This is a genomic window from Paraburkholderia sp. DHOC27, assembly GCF_003429005.1.
Taxonomy (GTDB): domain Bacteria; phylum Pseudomonadota; class Gammaproteobacteria; order Burkholderiales; family Burkholderiaceae; genus Paraburkholderia.
Genome location: NZ_QVQV01000015.1, coordinates 85,944 through 98,786, shown reverse-complemented (window position 1 = coordinate 98,786; position 12,843 = coordinate 85,944). Strand labels below are relative to the sequence as shown.

Sequence of the window (12,843 nt, the reverse complement as noted above, 5' to 3'; positions counted from 1 at the left end):
CCGCATTCACCACCGAAACCGCGCCAACTTCACCACCCCGGCACCGCTTCGTTCTGCGTCGCTGCATCAGCAGCAGAGAAACGAGATTATGAAGAATCTTTTTCGTTTCGTCAACTAGTTTTTTTCGCTTTCGCTTAAAACCTGTCTGACGTCACGGCCGCTGGTTTCTGCAGCGGCTCCTCGTTCGCAACGAGGAGCCGAATAGTAGGTGAACATCGGCCAGATGACAAGGGTTTGACGAAAATGTTTTTTTGGCGTGTCACTTCCGGGTCGAATTCACTACCGCATCGAGCGGAATCGCGTCGGCCATTGCTGTGTACCCCGCGTCGCTCGGGTGGATATGATCGCCGCTGTCAAAACCTCGCCGCAGACGGTCAGGCTGCGCCGGATCACGCAGGGCCGCGTCGAAATCGACGACGCCGTCGAAGGCTTTGCCGGTCCGGATCCACTGATTCACTGCGAGGCGAATGCTCTCGCGCTGCGGCGGCAAGTCAGCGGGCGTGAGGGTCGCCCCAAACACGCGGACGCCACGTCGATGCGCCTCGGCAATCACGCGCTGATAGCCCGCAATCAGATCCGCCGCCGTGACGGACGTATGCGGGAAGTCGCAATCCAGTCCGGATCGGGCGGGCATCGAGGAAAAATTGATGTCGTTGATCCCGATCAGCAAGATGGCGGTCTTCACCCCCGCGTGCCCGAGCACGTCGCGTCCGAAGCGCCTGGCGAGGGCATCGCCATAGCACGGTGAGTCGTTGAGCAGACGATTGCCGCTAATCCCAAGATTCACAACTGCCGTCGAATGATCGCCTGCTTGCGCCAGCCGGCGCGCAAAAGCGTCCGGCCAGCGCCGGTTCTCATTCAGGCTGGAGCGCATGCCGTCGGTGATCGAATCACCAATGGCTGCCACGCTCCCCGCCGCCGGCACATCAACCGCCAAGCCCGTGACCCAGGCAAACTGGGTGAACCGCTGGCTGAACGCGCCGCTCAACGCGTCGGCGCTGTGGTTGCCCGGCAGAGACACATAATTGACCTGATTCGAGACTCGATGCCAGGCGACCAGCGTTTGCTCAGCCCCCATATACGAGCTGATGGCATACGGCGCACCCGCGACCAGATCGATCCCCACGGCGTCACTATCTACTGCTCCACCCGGCGGCACCGTAACCGCCGTTTTACCGTCGAAAGTGGCGCGAACCCCGCCGCTACCCTGCACTGCTGCCCCGCCAGTCGACCGCGCGATCCGCAATTCCTGAACGACGAGCGGCGTCACGCCGTATTCATTACTGATGTGGAGTCGGACGGAACTGCCCGAGAGTGTGGGATAGACGATCTGGCGCACCGTACGGCCCGCAACGCTCGGCGCGCGGTACAACGGCGGCAAATTCGGCTGCTGCGGAATCGGTTGCAGCGCAGTCGCCCACGCCGTAACCCACTGCCCGGGGGCGCTGGCGGCAAGGGCCGCCGGTGAAACGGCGATTTGCGTCAGGAGAGCGGCGCCGCAGGCTGCGGCCAGAGTACGAAGGGACATTCTGATAATGGGATGAGGAAAAAGCGCCCATTGTGCCCGATCGTTCGAGACGGATGCATCGCCGCATCTGTCGATATGCCGCCTTATCGCAGAAAAATCAGGCGGCGTTGGCCGAACTCATGTCCAGAGCGACTGCCTGCGCGACCTCGATCCCGTCAATGGCCGCGGAGTAGATTCCGCCCGCGTAACCCGCGCCTTCCCCGGCGGGATAGAGCCCCTCGACGTTCATGCTTTGATAATTCTCCTTGCGGCGAATCCGGATCGGCGACGAGGTCCGCGTCTCGACCCCCGTCAGCACGGCGTCATGCATGGCGAAACCGGCAATCTTCCGGTCAATCTGCGGCAGCGCTTCCCGGATAGCCTCAATCACATAATCGGGCAACGCCGTGCTCAGGTCCGTAGGATGCACGCCCGGCTTGTATGACGGCACGACGGAGCCTAATGAGGTGGAAGGCCGCCCGGCAATGAAATCGCCCACCAGTTGTCCCGGAGCACTGTAGTTGCGTCCGCCCAGCTCGAAAGCGCGCTCTTCCCATTTACGCTGGAAAGCAATGCCGGCGAGCGGGCCGCCTGGGTAGTCCTCGGGCGTAATGCCAACCACGATCCCCGCGTTGGCGTTGCGCTCCGCGCGCGAATACTGGCTCATGCCGTTCGTCACGACGCGGCCCGGCTCCGAAGTTGCCGCAACCACGGTCCCGCCAGGGCACATGCAAAAACTGTAGACCGCACGCCCGTTGCTGCAGTGATGCACCACCTTGTAATCTGCTGCGCCCAGTTCCTTATGCCCCGCGAACTTGCCGAAACGGCTGCGATCAATGAGCCCTTGGGGATGTTCAATGCGGAATCCAAGCGAAAACGGCTTCGCTTCAATATAAACACCGCGCTCGTGCAGCATCTCGAAGGTGTCGCGCGCACTGTGGCCGACCGCCAGCACCACCCGCTCGCAAGGCAGCGTCTCGCCATTCGACAGCCGTAGCGCGCGCACCTTGCCGTGCTCGATCTCGATGTCCTCGACCCGCGTCTCGAAGCGCACTTCGCCACCCAGTTCGTGGATCGTGGCGCGCATCTTCTCCACCATGCTGACCAGGCGGAAGGTACCGATGTGCGGCCGGCTCAAATACAGAATGTCCTCCGGCGCACCGGCCCTGACGAACTCATCGAGCACTTTTCGGCCGTAATGGTGCGGATCCTTGATCTGGCTATACAGCTTGCCGTCCGAGAACGTCCCCGCTCCGCCTTCCCCGAATTGCACGTTCGACTCAGGATTGAGGACGGATTTGCGCCATAGCCCGAACGTGTCTTTGGTGCGTTCACGCACGGCCTTTCCACGCTCGAGAATAATCGGGCGAAAGCCCATCTGCGCGAGAATCAGCCCGGCAAACAGCCCGCACGGCCCCATGCCGATCACCACCGGCCGCGGCGCCGTCATCCGTTCGGGCGCCTTGGCGACGAACCGGTAGGTCATGTCCGGCGTCACGGCGCAATGCGGCACGCTGGCCAACCGCTTGAGGGCGGCCGCCTCATCCTTCACGTCGACGTCGACGATATAGGTCAACTTGATGTCCGCGCGCTTGCGGGCATCGTGCGCGCGGCGAAACACCGTGTATTGGACGAGGTCGTCCGCCGGCACACCGAGTTCGGCGAGGCGCGACAAGATCGCTGCCTTGAGCGCGCTTTCGGGGTGATCGAGCGGGAGTTTGATTTCGCTAAGACGTAACATGGGGACCAGATGCTGAGGGCGCGGAATCGCAGCCAATCCGCGATTTTATAGGTTCTCCTGCATGCCGGGGCGTTTCATCAGCCTCCTGCGGCGACCGCCAGACGCCTGGTCATGGCGCACGATGCGCCCTACGACATAGCCAATGTCACGGTCCCGGCACCACCAGATAACCCCTGCGCTGCAGATCGCGGCGGTGCCAATCGTTCGCCCGCATCCCGCAGTAGATCGCAAATACGATGCTCAAGGCCAGGCTGATGAGGTCAGCGGATACACCGGCCAGCCCAATCAGGCCGAGCGCGAGATCCACCGCCAGCATGAAAGCGGCAATGCCCCACAAACGCTTCATCAACGCCCAGATGAAACCCAGCAGCAAGGCCGGCCAGCTAAAGCCGATGCCCACCGCCACTGTTTCGTCCTGACTCGGGTGTCGTAAATAAATCCGTTCTGTCATCGACTTCTGTCCCTACGTTAACCAATAGATGCTGTTCCGCGTCCGCGCTGTGGGCTCGGCTGCCCTCCAGCCTATCTTATTAGGCGCACGGCAAGGGCCCATCGTGCCCTTGAATCTTCCGCCGCGCTTCTCTCAAAAAAATCATTAACCGACCGGTCGGTTGGTTTATACTGCACAACACAGACAACTTTGGACGAGAGCGTTCGCCATGTACACGCAATCCCTCGACATCCCAGGCAATGTGGCCTCTCCCGAGGCAGTTACCGGCTCGCCCGAGCAGTCGCGCTTCGACGCGGTCATGGCCGCTGACGGCAAGATCGAGCCGCAAGACTGGATGCCGGACGCGTACCGGAAAACGCTGGTGCGGCAGATCTCGCAGCACGCGCACTCGGAGATCGTCGGCATGCTGCCGGAAGGCAACTGGATCAGCCGCGCGCCCAGTCTGAAGCGCAAGGCGATTCTTCTTGCCAAGGTCCAGGATGAAGCCGGTCACGGCCTGTACCTATATAGCGCGGCGGAAACGCTCGCTGTTTCGCGCGATCAACTGATTGCCGCCCTGCACGCCGGCAAAGCCAAATATTCGAGCATCTTCAACTATCCGACGCCCACGTGGGCGGATGTCGGTGTGATTGGCTGGCTGGTCGACGGCGCGGCAATCATGAACCAGATTCCGCTGTGCCGCTGCACGTATGGCCCCTACGCTCGCGCCATGATCCGCATCTGCAAGGAAGAATCCTTTCACCAGCGCCAGGGTTTCGACGCGCTGCTGTCCATGATGAAAGGCACCGAAGCGCAGCGCGAGATGGTTCAGCAAGCGGTGAATCGCTGGTGGTGGCCGGTCCTGATGATGTTCGGCCCGAGCGACAAGGAGTCGATTCACAGCAATCAGTCGTCGCAGTGGGGTATCAAGCGCATTTCCAATGACGACCTGCGTCAGAAGTTCGTCGACGCCACCGTCGATCAGGCCAAGGTACTGGGCGTCACGTTGCCGGACCCGGACCTCAAGTGGAACGAAGCTCGCGGTCATTACGACTATGGCGACATCGACTGGGAAGAATTCTGGCGCGTCGTGAATGGTGACGGCCCGTGCAACCGCGAGCGCCTCGCCACCCGCGTCAAGGCACACGAGGACGGCGCATGGGTACGAGAAGCCGCCCTCGCTCACGCGGAAAAGCAGCGCCAGCGGGCCCAGCAACAAGCCGCTTGAGTCGTGCGGCCTGCGCAAGCATCAGTCAAGAAACCGCCGGTGTCACAGCAAACCGCCGGCGCAGGATTCAGGAGATTCGAGAAATGAACCAGCCCGTCAACAAGGAATGGCCGATCTGGGAAGTGTTCGTGCGCAGCAAACAAGGCCTCGACCACAAGCACTGCGGCAGCCTGCATGCGGCCGACGCCCCTATGGCACTGCGCATGGCGCGCGACGTGTACACGCGCCGCCAGGAAGGCGTGAGCATCTGGGTGGTACCGTCCTCGGCGATCACTGCGTCCGATCCGAATGACAAGGCGGAGCTGTTCGAACCGGCTGGCGACAAGATCTACCGCCATCCCACGTTCTACACGCTCCCCGACGAAGTCAACCACATGTAAGCGGTCATGGATATCACGCCCCAACACCTGTCGTACGTGCTGCGTCTCGCGGACACCGCGCTCATCCTCGGTCAGCGCAACGCCGAGTGGTGCGGTCACGGGCCCATTCTCGAAGAGGACATCGCGCTGGCCAACATGAGTCTCGATCTGATCGGCCAGGCGCGGCTGCTGTACACCCACGCCGCCAGCCTCGAGCACGCACTCACCGGCGCGCAGCGCACCGAAGACGACTACGCGTATTTCCGCACGGAGCGCGAGTTCGCCAATTACACGCTCGCCGAACTGCCCCATTACGGGCCGCTCGCCGGCACTGCGCATGCGGACAAGGACTACGCCGTCACGATCATGCGCAACTTTTTGTATTCGACGCTGATGGCGCATCTCTGGACGGCGTTGATGACGTCGTCCGACGAGCAGCTCGCCGCGATTGCCGCGAAGTCGATCAAGGAAGCGCGCTATCACGTGCACCATGCGAGCGAGTGGCTGATTCGTCTCGGTGACGGCACGGACGAGTCTCATCGGCGCACGCAGAAAGCGCTCGACTATCTGATGCCCTACACGCGGGAATTCTTCAGCGCAGACGCCGTGGAAGAAACTATCGCCGCTGCTGGGATCGGCCCGAAAACCGTCGATCTGGAAAGCGCGTGGCTAGAACATGTCCGCGCGACGCTCGACGAGGCGACGCTCACGCTGCCGGAACCCGTCAAACACGTCACCACCGGCAAGCACGGCGAACACTCCGAGCATATGGGCTATGTGCTTGCCGAAATGCAGAGCCTTGCGCGGCAACATCCCGGCGCGAGCTGGTGAGCCGGAACGGAGCCAGATGATGAGTGCGCCTTCTTCCGCCACACGGGACGCCACCCTCGAACGCGCCTGGGCCGTCCTCGAAGCGGTGCCGGATCCGGAGATTCCGGTGGTGTCGATTCGCGAACTCGGCATTCTGCGCGACGTACAGCGGGCCGATGACGGTGTCCTCGAAGTCGTGATCACGCCGACCTACTCGGGTTGCCCGGCCATGTCGCAGATCGCCGAAGACGTGGCGCACGCGCTGGACGTCGCCCGCCTCGCACCGTACCGGATCAAGACCGCGCTGGCGCCAGCGTGGACCACCGACTGGATGACCGCCGAGGCGCGCGACAAGCTGCGCGCCTACGGCATTGCGCCGCCCACCGGTCAATGCGCGAGCGACGCAGCGGCAGGAAAGGTGATCCGTTTCATGCCGCGAGCCGTGCCTGCCCCGGCGTGTCCGCGCTGCGGCTCCGTGCATACGGAACGGCTGGCGCAATTCGGCTCGACCGCCTGCAAGGCGCTGTACCGGTGCCTCGACTGCCGCGAACCCTTCGACTATTTCAAACCCTACTGATATGGCCACTCCGCAATTTCACCCGCTGCGTATCCGCGAAGTGCGGCCCGAGACTGCTGACGCCGTTTCGGTCGCCTTCGAAGTCCCCGCGGAATTGCGCGACCACTACCGCTTCACGCAAGGGCAATTCGTCACACTGAAAACGCACATCGACGGCGAGGAAACGCGCCGGTCCTATTCGATCTGCGTCGGCGTGACCGACTACGACCGTGACGGCGAATTGCGCATCGGCATCAAACGCGTGCGGGGCGGCCGCTTTTCGAATTTCGCCTTCGACACGCTGCAGCCCGGCCACACCATCGATGTGATGACGCCCGATGGCCGCTTCTTCACACATCTGAATGCCGAGCAGGGTCAGCAGTACGTTGCGTTTTCCGGCGGCTCTGGCATCACGCCCGTGCTCGCCATCATCAAGACCACGCTCGAAATCGAGCCGCGCAGCACGTTCACGCTGGTGTACGGCAATCGCAGCGTCGATCAAATCATGTTCGCCGAGGAACTCGAAGATCTGAAGAACCGTTTCATGAACCGCTTCGTGCTGTATCACGTGCTGTCGGACGATCTGCAGGACGTCGAGTTGTTCAACGGCGTGCTCGATCAGCAAAAGTGCGCGGCGTTCATCGAGAATCTCTTGCCCGCTGACAGCATCGACGAAGCCTTTATCTGTGGTCCCGCGCCGATGATGGACGCAGCCGAAGCCGCCCTGAAGGCTGCGGGCGTACCGTCGGAGAAGGTGCATGTCGAGCGCTTTGGTTCACCGTTGCCGCAAGCGGGTGTGCCGCCGGTCGAGATCACTGAAGACACGCCCGCAGCCGAGCTGGAAATCGTCCTCGACGGCAAGAAGCGCAAACTCCGCCTGCCGTATCAGGGCGTGAGCGTGCTGGACGTCGGGTTGCGTGCCGGCCTCGCATTGCCTTACGCCTGCAAGGGCGGCGTATGCTGCACCTGCCGCGCGAAGGTGCTGGAAGGCGAGGTGAAAATGGAGAAGAACTACACGCTGGAAGAGCACGAGATTCGCGACGGCTTCGTGCTGACCTGCCAATGCCATCCTGTGAGCGATCGGGTTGTGGTGAGTTACGACGAACGCTAAGCAAGTAGGAAGCATCTGCGCGAATCGACGCCGCCGCGCTTTCGGCTCGCACGCGATCCGCTTACACTAAGGGCCGCTCAGGATCGGGACAGGGTTCCGCTCGTTGAGCGACCCTTTTTCGTTACCGGTTTGCCTACACACTTTCGATGAGCACCCTTCATCTCACGAATGGCGACGTCGCCGCCACTTCTTTGCGCGCCGCCCTGCAATTGGCAGGACGCGACGACGCCGTGCAGGCGTTGCGCGATGATCTGGCGGTGGGCCCTTTGCGCGGCGTCGACGACACGCCGGATGTGCGTGCCGACTTCTGGCAGCGCGTCACGGATGACAGCCGGCGCGACGGCGCGCGTCCCGTGGATACCCGGCGTGACTTCGTCGGCGAATTCCGCGAGCAGGCGGCGATGCTCGAAAGAATCGTGGCCATCGGCTCCAATGACGCTCAAGTGGTGATCTGGCATGGCGAAAGCGCTGCCGATCAACTCATGCTGCGACGTGTCTGCTATCACCTGCGCAACAGTCCACAGCGATTGAATGAGGTGCGCCTCTCGATCGCCGACCTCACCGATCCCGGCGCATGGGCACATAGCCGCCCCGACCGCGCCACGTCCGTTGGCATGTTCGCGCCCGAGGCCTTGCAAAGGCGGCTGTCCGATGTTGCGCCCATCTCCGTGTTGCGCATCAGCCGGCTCGCGCTGGAATGGCAGGAGGTCAAGCAAGCCAATGGCGAAACGCGCCGCTGGCGCGACAACACCTTCAGCAGCGGCACGTTCAGCGAACTCGACGCGTTCATTCTTGAGCAAGCGAGCGACGCGTGGCAGCCGGCCTCCCGGATCGGCGCCGAGCTGATGATGAGCCAGCTGGGATTCATGGTGAGCGACAACATCGTGCTGTGGCGCTTTCGCGAACTGGCCGCGAGCGGCCACGTCGCCCTGCGCGGCGAGACTTCGGGCTGGCGCGCGCTGGAGTTGCGCGCGGCGGTCCCGAGCGCTACACCTTGCACTAGTTAAAAACGACAAAAACATATGGCCCGTACCCGCGCTCCCGACCACGAAACGCAACGCGACCAGATTCTCGAACTGGCCGCGCTCAAGTTTGCGCAGACCAGCTATCCGAGCACCTCGATGGCCGATCTGGCGGCCGCCAGCGGCACGTCCAAAGCACGCCTGTATCACTACTACGAGAGCAAGGAAGCAATCCTGTTCGACCTGCTCGACCGCTACACCAAGCGGTTGATGCTGATCATCGCGGAAGTGCAAGGCGCCAGCCAGCGTCGCGGCCTGAGCGAACGCGACACCTTCGCCGAGTTGATTCGCGCATTCCTTGCGGAGTATGAGAACTCGCACAGCCGGCACGTGGCCCTGCTCAACGACGTCAAGTACCTGGTGGACGCGCAGCGCGAGATCATCCTGAACCGGCAGCGCGACGTGGTGGCGGCGTTCGCACGTCAGTTGACCCGCGCCTATCCGGAGCGCGCGACCCGCGACAACCAGACCGCGCTGACGATGATGGTGTTCGGCATGATCAACTGGACCTTCACCTGGCTGAAGCCCGGCGGGCGGATGGGCTATGGTGAGTTCGCCGAACAGGTGATCGCGATGGTCGACCACGGGCTCCAAAACGACGAATAGCGTCTCATATTGCGAAGCAACATGTGTCTTATAAAAGAGTTGTTGCTTGATCGATTCAAGCCGTCGCTTGGGCGAGATCACATTATTTCCAAATAAATCAGTCACTTAATCTGACATATTTGAGAAAGTAGAACCGCCCCTCCATTTCGTATGCGGGTTTTCCCTAGTTATGGGATAGCGTTTCCGATAGAATTAGTTTTGCGGTGCATCATGCCGTCTGACTAATAGGGGAACCCAACCATGACTATGTCCACTGCCCGAGCCATCGCGCCGATCATCGCTGCCGATCGCCCGCTGTCGCCGGCCGGTCGCACACATGCGCTGGTACGGGAACTCACTGCTATCGACCGCGAACGTCTGCAAGCGCACTTCATGGCGCTGGGCGAAGACGACCGCCTGCTGCGGTTTGGCCAGTTCGTGCCGGACCACGTCATCGAAAACTACGTGCGCTCCATCGACTTCAGCCGCGACACCGTGTTCGGCGTCTTCGACAATCAGTTGCAACTGGTCGGCGTCGGCCACCTCGCCTATCTGCCTGCTGAAGATGGCAAGCGCACCGCGGAATTTGGCGTCTCGGTGCTCGAAAGCGCACGCGGCCAGGGCATCGGCAGCAAACTGTTCGAACGCGCCGCCATGCGCAGCCGCAACACGCACGTCACTACGCTCTACATGCATTGCCTGTCGCGCAACTCCACGATGATGCACATCGCGAAGAAGGCCGGCATGAAGATCGAGTACGCGTACGGCGAAGCAGACGCCTATCTCTCTCTGTCGCCGGCTGACCAGTCGAGCATCATCGCGGAGATGCTGCAGGAACAAGCGGCGGTGTTCGACTACGCGATGAAGCGTCAGGCGCGGCAAGCATCGAGGATTTTCGAGTCGTTCTTGCCTGCCGCAGAAGCGGCTTAAGTGGCCTCATCTGTCTGAACAGCCAGCCAATCAAGTTCAAACAAAGCAAAAGGGCGGCTCAGCCGCCCTTTTGCTTTTGCGCCTCGACCTAAACGCCGCGCATCTGGCAACACTCGCTTCAGATGATTGGCAGCGCCGTCGTCTCCTTGATCGTATCGAGCGAAAAACTCGTCTTTACGTCGATCACGGAAGGATGGTGCAGCAACTGATCCTGCATGAAGCGCGAAAAGTGCGCCATGTCCTCCACCTGCACCCGAAGCAGATAATCCATATCCCCCGTCATGGCGTGGCAGGCCACTACCTCGGGCCAGCTCTGCACTGATGCGCGAAACAGTTCAGCGTGCGTGGCGCCCGCGCGGGCCGGCATGCTGTCGCCATAGGCACTGAGCGTCGGTCCGCCGCGCTTCTCCAGTCGCACATTCACGTAGGCTAGCAAATCGAGCCCTAAGCGCTGCGCGTCCAGCAGCGCAACATAACCGCGAATCACCCCACTCTCTTCCAGACGGCGAATCCGCCGCAAACACGGACTCGGCGACAGGTTCACCCGCTCCGCGATTTCCTGGTTGGACAGCCGGCCGTTCTCCTGAAGGATGCATAGAATCCGCCGGTCGATCGCGTCCATCTCAATATTGGCCATTTTCTGCCGCCTTCGTCGATTTTTAAGGCATGAACTAGCGCGAGCGTACTGAGTTGCGATTAAGTTCGCAACATTTCGTCGCAGGACGGCCTATACACTGGCGCCATTCCACTGCGCATTTCAGCGCACATCAAGCGCCCTTCGCAGCGCACCCGTCAGGAGACAGACATGCAGGTTGCAACCTGGGACAACCCCGTCGGCACAGACGGCTTCGAGTTCATCGAATACACCGCGCCGGATCCCAAAGCGCTGGGCAAGCTGTTCGAACAGATGGGTTTCACCGCCATCGCGCGCCACCGTCACAAGGACGTGACGCTCTATCGTCAGGGCGAGATCAACTTCATCGTCAACGCAGAACCGGATTCGTTCGCGCAACGTTTCGCGCGCCTGCATGGCCCTTCGATCTGTGCGATTGCCTTTCGCGTCGAAGATGCCGCCAAGGCCTACCAGCAGGCTCTCGACAAGGGCGCATGGGGCTTCGACAACAAAACCGGCCCGATGGAACTGAACATTCCCGCGATCAAGGGCGTCGGTGATTCGCTGATCTACTTCGTGGACCGCTGGCGCGGCAAGAATGGCGCCGAGCCGAACAGCATTGGCGACATCGGCATTTACGACGTCGACTTCGTGCCTATTCCCGGCGCCAATCCGAATCCGGTCGGTCACGGCCTCACCTATATCGACCACCTGACGCACAACGTTCACCGCGGCCGCATGCAGGAATGGGCCGAGTTCTACGAGCGCCTGTTCAATTTCCGCGAGGTGCGTTACTTCGATATCGAAGGCAAGGTGACGGGTGTGAAGTCGAAGGCGATGACTTCGCCGTGCGGCAAGATTCGCATCCCGATCAACGAAGAGGGTTCGGAGACCGCCGGCCAGATCCAGGAATATCTCGACGCGTATCGTGGCGAAGGCATCCAGCACATCGCGCTGGGGACCAATGACATCTATCGCACTGTGGATGGCCTGCGCGAATCGCACATCGACTTGCTCGATACGATCGACACCTACTACGAGCTGGTCGACCGCCGCGTGCCGAACCACTGCGAACCGCTCGCCGAACTGCGCAAACGCAAGATCCTGATCGACGGTGCGCCGGACGATCTGTTGCTGCAGATCTTCACCGAGAACCAGATTGGCCCGATCTTCTTCGAGATCATTCAACGCAAGGGCAATCAGGGCTTTGGGGAAGGCAATTTCAAGGCGTTGTTCGAATCAATCGAACTCGATCAGATTCGCCGTGGTGTGGTGAAGGACAAGGTTTAAGCAAACCCGGCACTTGCCAGTTGGCAAAAGAAAAGGGCAAGGATCGCAGGATCCTCGCCCTTTTTTGGTGAACCCGGCATACCTCGTACGCCTTGATGGCTAAGCCACCGCCAGCAAACAGGCGATGGCAAGAAATGGATTGACGCTCCGTAGCTAGGGAAGCATCGGCGGGACATCAGGAACGCTGCTCGTCGTCTTCGGTTTTGCTCTCGGAAGCGAGGCGCGCTGCTGCGAATCGCTCAGGCGCTACCTGGACCGAGTGAGCGACCGCGTTGGCCAGTGTTCGGGCGCTGCCGGAGCGAACCGGCGCGCTCATGGCAAAAAATGCGGCTGAGACCATGAGGAAGGTCTGGATATTTCTCGTGTTCATGCGTACTCCTTTTCTGACTGCCTGTTGTCGTGAAGCCTCGCGGAACTGGCGAGGCGTTGCGCAGACATTGCACAGGTGCGGGGTTAGACAGTTGCTCGAAAGTCGGTTCCCGGCAATTGAAGCTTTTACAGCTTGTTACACGACCGCCGGGAAAAGACTTCAATCTGCGCGGCCTTTGTCATCAAGGTTTCGCTGACGGTGTGGGAAGCGCGCGCGGTGGCGCATTTTTTGCGGTTACGCGACGGGTTTCTCCTAGTGCTACCATCAGTTAAAACACGCCAATATGGCGAC

At 61.3% G+C, this 12,843-nt stretch carries 14 protein-coding genes; 9 read left to right on the top strand and 5 right to left on the bottom strand.

Annotation, left to right across the window (positions count from 1 at the left end):
• Window positions 1-259: 259 nt before the first annotated feature.
• From D0B32_RS32005 to D0B32_RS31995, 3 genes are all read right to left on the bottom strand, one after another.
• Entirely contained in the window at window positions 260-1,528 is a 1,269-nt protein-coding gene (locus D0B32_RS32005; RefSeq protein WP_117338473.1) for an SGNH/GDSL hydrolase family protein, read from the bottom strand.
• Window positions 1,529-1,625: 97 nt separating this feature from the next.
• Entirely contained in the window at window positions 1,626-3,248 is a 1,623-nt protein-coding gene (locus D0B32_RS32000; protein ID WP_117338493.1) for an NAD(P)/FAD-dependent oxidoreductase, read from the bottom strand.
• Between the two features lie 145 nt (window positions 3,249-3,393).
• Window positions 3,394-3,699, bottom strand: coding sequence for a DUF2628 domain-containing protein (locus tag D0B32_RS31995; RefSeq protein ID WP_117338472.1), 306 nt, complete (start codon window positions 3,697-3,699; stop codon window positions 3,394-3,396).
• A gap of 208 nt (window positions 3,700-3,907) precedes the next feature.
• On the opposite strand from D0B32_RS31995, the gene paaA reads away from it, so the two are divergent.
• From paaA to D0B32_RS31955, 8 genes are all read left to right on the top strand, one after another.
• Window positions 3,908-4,906 (top strand): 1,2-phenylacetyl-CoA epoxidase subunit PaaA, encoded by a 999-nt coding sequence (paaA, locus tag D0B32_RS31990; protein WP_117338469.1) that lies wholly within the window; start codon window positions 3,908-3,910, stop codon window positions 4,904-4,906.
• Between the two features lie 83 nt (window positions 4,907-4,989).
• Window positions 4,990-5,286, top strand: coding sequence for a 1,2-phenylacetyl-CoA epoxidase subunit PaaB (gene paaB, locus D0B32_RS31985; RefSeq protein WP_117338467.1), 297 nt, complete (start codon window positions 4,990-4,992; stop codon window positions 5,284-5,286).
• A gap of 6 nt (window positions 5,287-5,292) precedes the next feature.
• On the top strand, window positions 5,293-6,096 hold the full coding sequence (gene paaC / locus D0B32_RS31980) for a 1,2-phenylacetyl-CoA epoxidase subunit PaaC (protein WP_117338465.1): 804 nt from the start codon (window positions 5,293-5,295) through the stop codon (window positions 6,094-6,096).
• A 19-nt stretch (window positions 6,097-6,115) separates the two neighbouring features.
• Window positions 6,116-6,652: a 1,2-phenylacetyl-CoA epoxidase subunit PaaD gene (gene paaD, locus D0B32_RS31975; protein ID WP_404935631.1), complete on the top strand. Its 537-nt coding sequence runs from the start codon at window positions 6,116-6,118 to the stop codon at window positions 6,650-6,652.
• Window position 6,653: 1 nt separating this feature from the next.
• Entirely contained in the window at window positions 6,654-7,742 is a 1,089-nt protein-coding gene (gene paaE, locus D0B32_RS31970; protein WP_117338461.1) for a 1,2-phenylacetyl-CoA epoxidase subunit PaaE, read from the top strand.
• A 146-nt stretch (window positions 7,743-7,888) separates the two neighbouring features.
• Window positions 7,889-8,749 carry a DUF1835 domain-containing protein gene (locus D0B32_RS31965; protein WP_117338460.1) on the top strand — a complete coding sequence of 287 codons (861 nt, stop codon included), beginning with the start codon at window positions 7,889-7,891 and terminating at the stop codon, window positions 8,747-8,749.
• Between the two features lie 15 nt (window positions 8,750-8,764).
• On the top strand, window positions 8,765-9,370 hold the full coding sequence (locus tag D0B32_RS31960; protein WP_117338458.1) for a TetR/AcrR family transcriptional regulator: 606 nt from the start codon (window positions 8,765-8,767) through the stop codon (window positions 9,368-9,370).
• Window positions 9,371-9,610: 240 nt separating this feature from the next.
• On the top strand, window positions 9,611-10,279 hold the full coding sequence (locus D0B32_RS31955; protein WP_117338456.1) for a GNAT family N-acetyltransferase: 669 nt from the start codon (window positions 9,611-9,613) through the stop codon (window positions 10,277-10,279).
• Window positions 10,280-10,397: 118 nt separating this feature from the next.
• Here the strand turns inward: D0B32_RS31955 and D0B32_RS31950 are convergent, their stop codons facing one another.
• On the bottom strand, window positions 10,398-10,916 hold the full coding sequence (locus tag D0B32_RS31950; protein WP_117338454.1) for an Lrp/AsnC family transcriptional regulator: 519 nt from the start codon (window positions 10,914-10,916) through the stop codon (window positions 10,398-10,400).
• Between the two features lie 168 nt (window positions 10,917-11,084).
• Between D0B32_RS31950 and hppD the strand changes: the two genes are divergently transcribed.
• Complete coding sequence (gene hppD / locus D0B32_RS31945; protein WP_117338453.1) at window positions 11,085-12,182, top strand: 4-hydroxyphenylpyruvate dioxygenase; 1,098 nt, start codon at window positions 11,085-11,087, stop codon at window positions 12,180-12,182.
• A gap of 175 nt (window positions 12,183-12,357) precedes the next feature.
• Here the strand turns inward: hppD and D0B32_RS31940 are convergent, their stop codons facing one another.
• On the bottom strand, window positions 12,358-12,552 hold the full coding sequence (locus D0B32_RS31940; RefSeq protein ID WP_117338451.1) for a hypothetical protein: 195 nt from the start codon (window positions 12,550-12,552) through the stop codon (window positions 12,358-12,360).
• Window positions 12,553-12,843 lie beyond the last annotated feature (291 nt).

Coding starts and splice junctions, on each gene's coding strand:
- D0B32_RS32005 (WP_117338473.1), bottom strand. CDS start 1,528: ATGTCCCTTCGTACTCTGGCCGCAGCCTGCGGCGCCGCTCTCCTGACG.
- D0B32_RS32000 (WP_117338493.1), bottom strand. CDS start 3,248: ATGTTACGTCTTAGCGAAATCAAACTCCCGCTCGATCACCCCGAAAGC.
- D0B32_RS31995 (WP_117338472.1), bottom strand. CDS start 3,699: ATGACAGAACGGATTTATTTACGACACCCGAGTCAGGACGAAACAGTG.
- paaA (WP_117338469.1), top strand. CDS start 3,908: ATGTACACGCAATCCCTCGACATCCCAGGCAATGTGGCCTCTCCCGAG.
- paaB (WP_117338467.1), top strand. CDS start 4,990: ATGAACCAGCCCGTCAACAAGGAATGGCCGATCTGGGAAGTGTTCGTG.
- paaC (WP_117338465.1), top strand. CDS start 5,293: ATGGATATCACGCCCCAACACCTGTCGTACGTGCTGCGTCTCGCGGAC.
- paaD (WP_404935631.1), top strand. CDS start 6,116: ATGAGTGCGCCTTCTTCCGCCACACGGGACGCCACCCTCGAACGCGCC.
- paaE (WP_117338461.1), top strand. CDS start 6,654: ATGGCCACTCCGCAATTTCACCCGCTGCGTATCCGCGAAGTGCGGCCC.
- D0B32_RS31965 (WP_117338460.1), top strand. CDS start 7,889: ATGAGCACCCTTCATCTCACGAATGGCGACGTCGCCGCCACTTCTTTG.
- D0B32_RS31960 (WP_117338458.1), top strand. CDS start 8,765: ATGGCCCGTACCCGCGCTCCCGACCACGAAACGCAACGCGACCAGATT.
- D0B32_RS31955 (WP_117338456.1), top strand. CDS start 9,611: ATGACTATGTCCACTGCCCGAGCCATCGCGCCGATCATCGCTGCCGAT.
- D0B32_RS31950 (WP_117338454.1), bottom strand. CDS start 10,916: ATGGCCAATATTGAGATGGACGCGATCGACCGGCGGATTCTATGCATC.
- hppD (WP_117338453.1), top strand. CDS start 11,085: ATGCAGGTTGCAACCTGGGACAACCCCGTCGGCACAGACGGCTTCGAG.
- D0B32_RS31940 (WP_117338451.1), bottom strand. CDS start 12,552: ATGAACACGAGAAATATCCAGACCTTCCTCATGGTCTCAGCCGCATTT.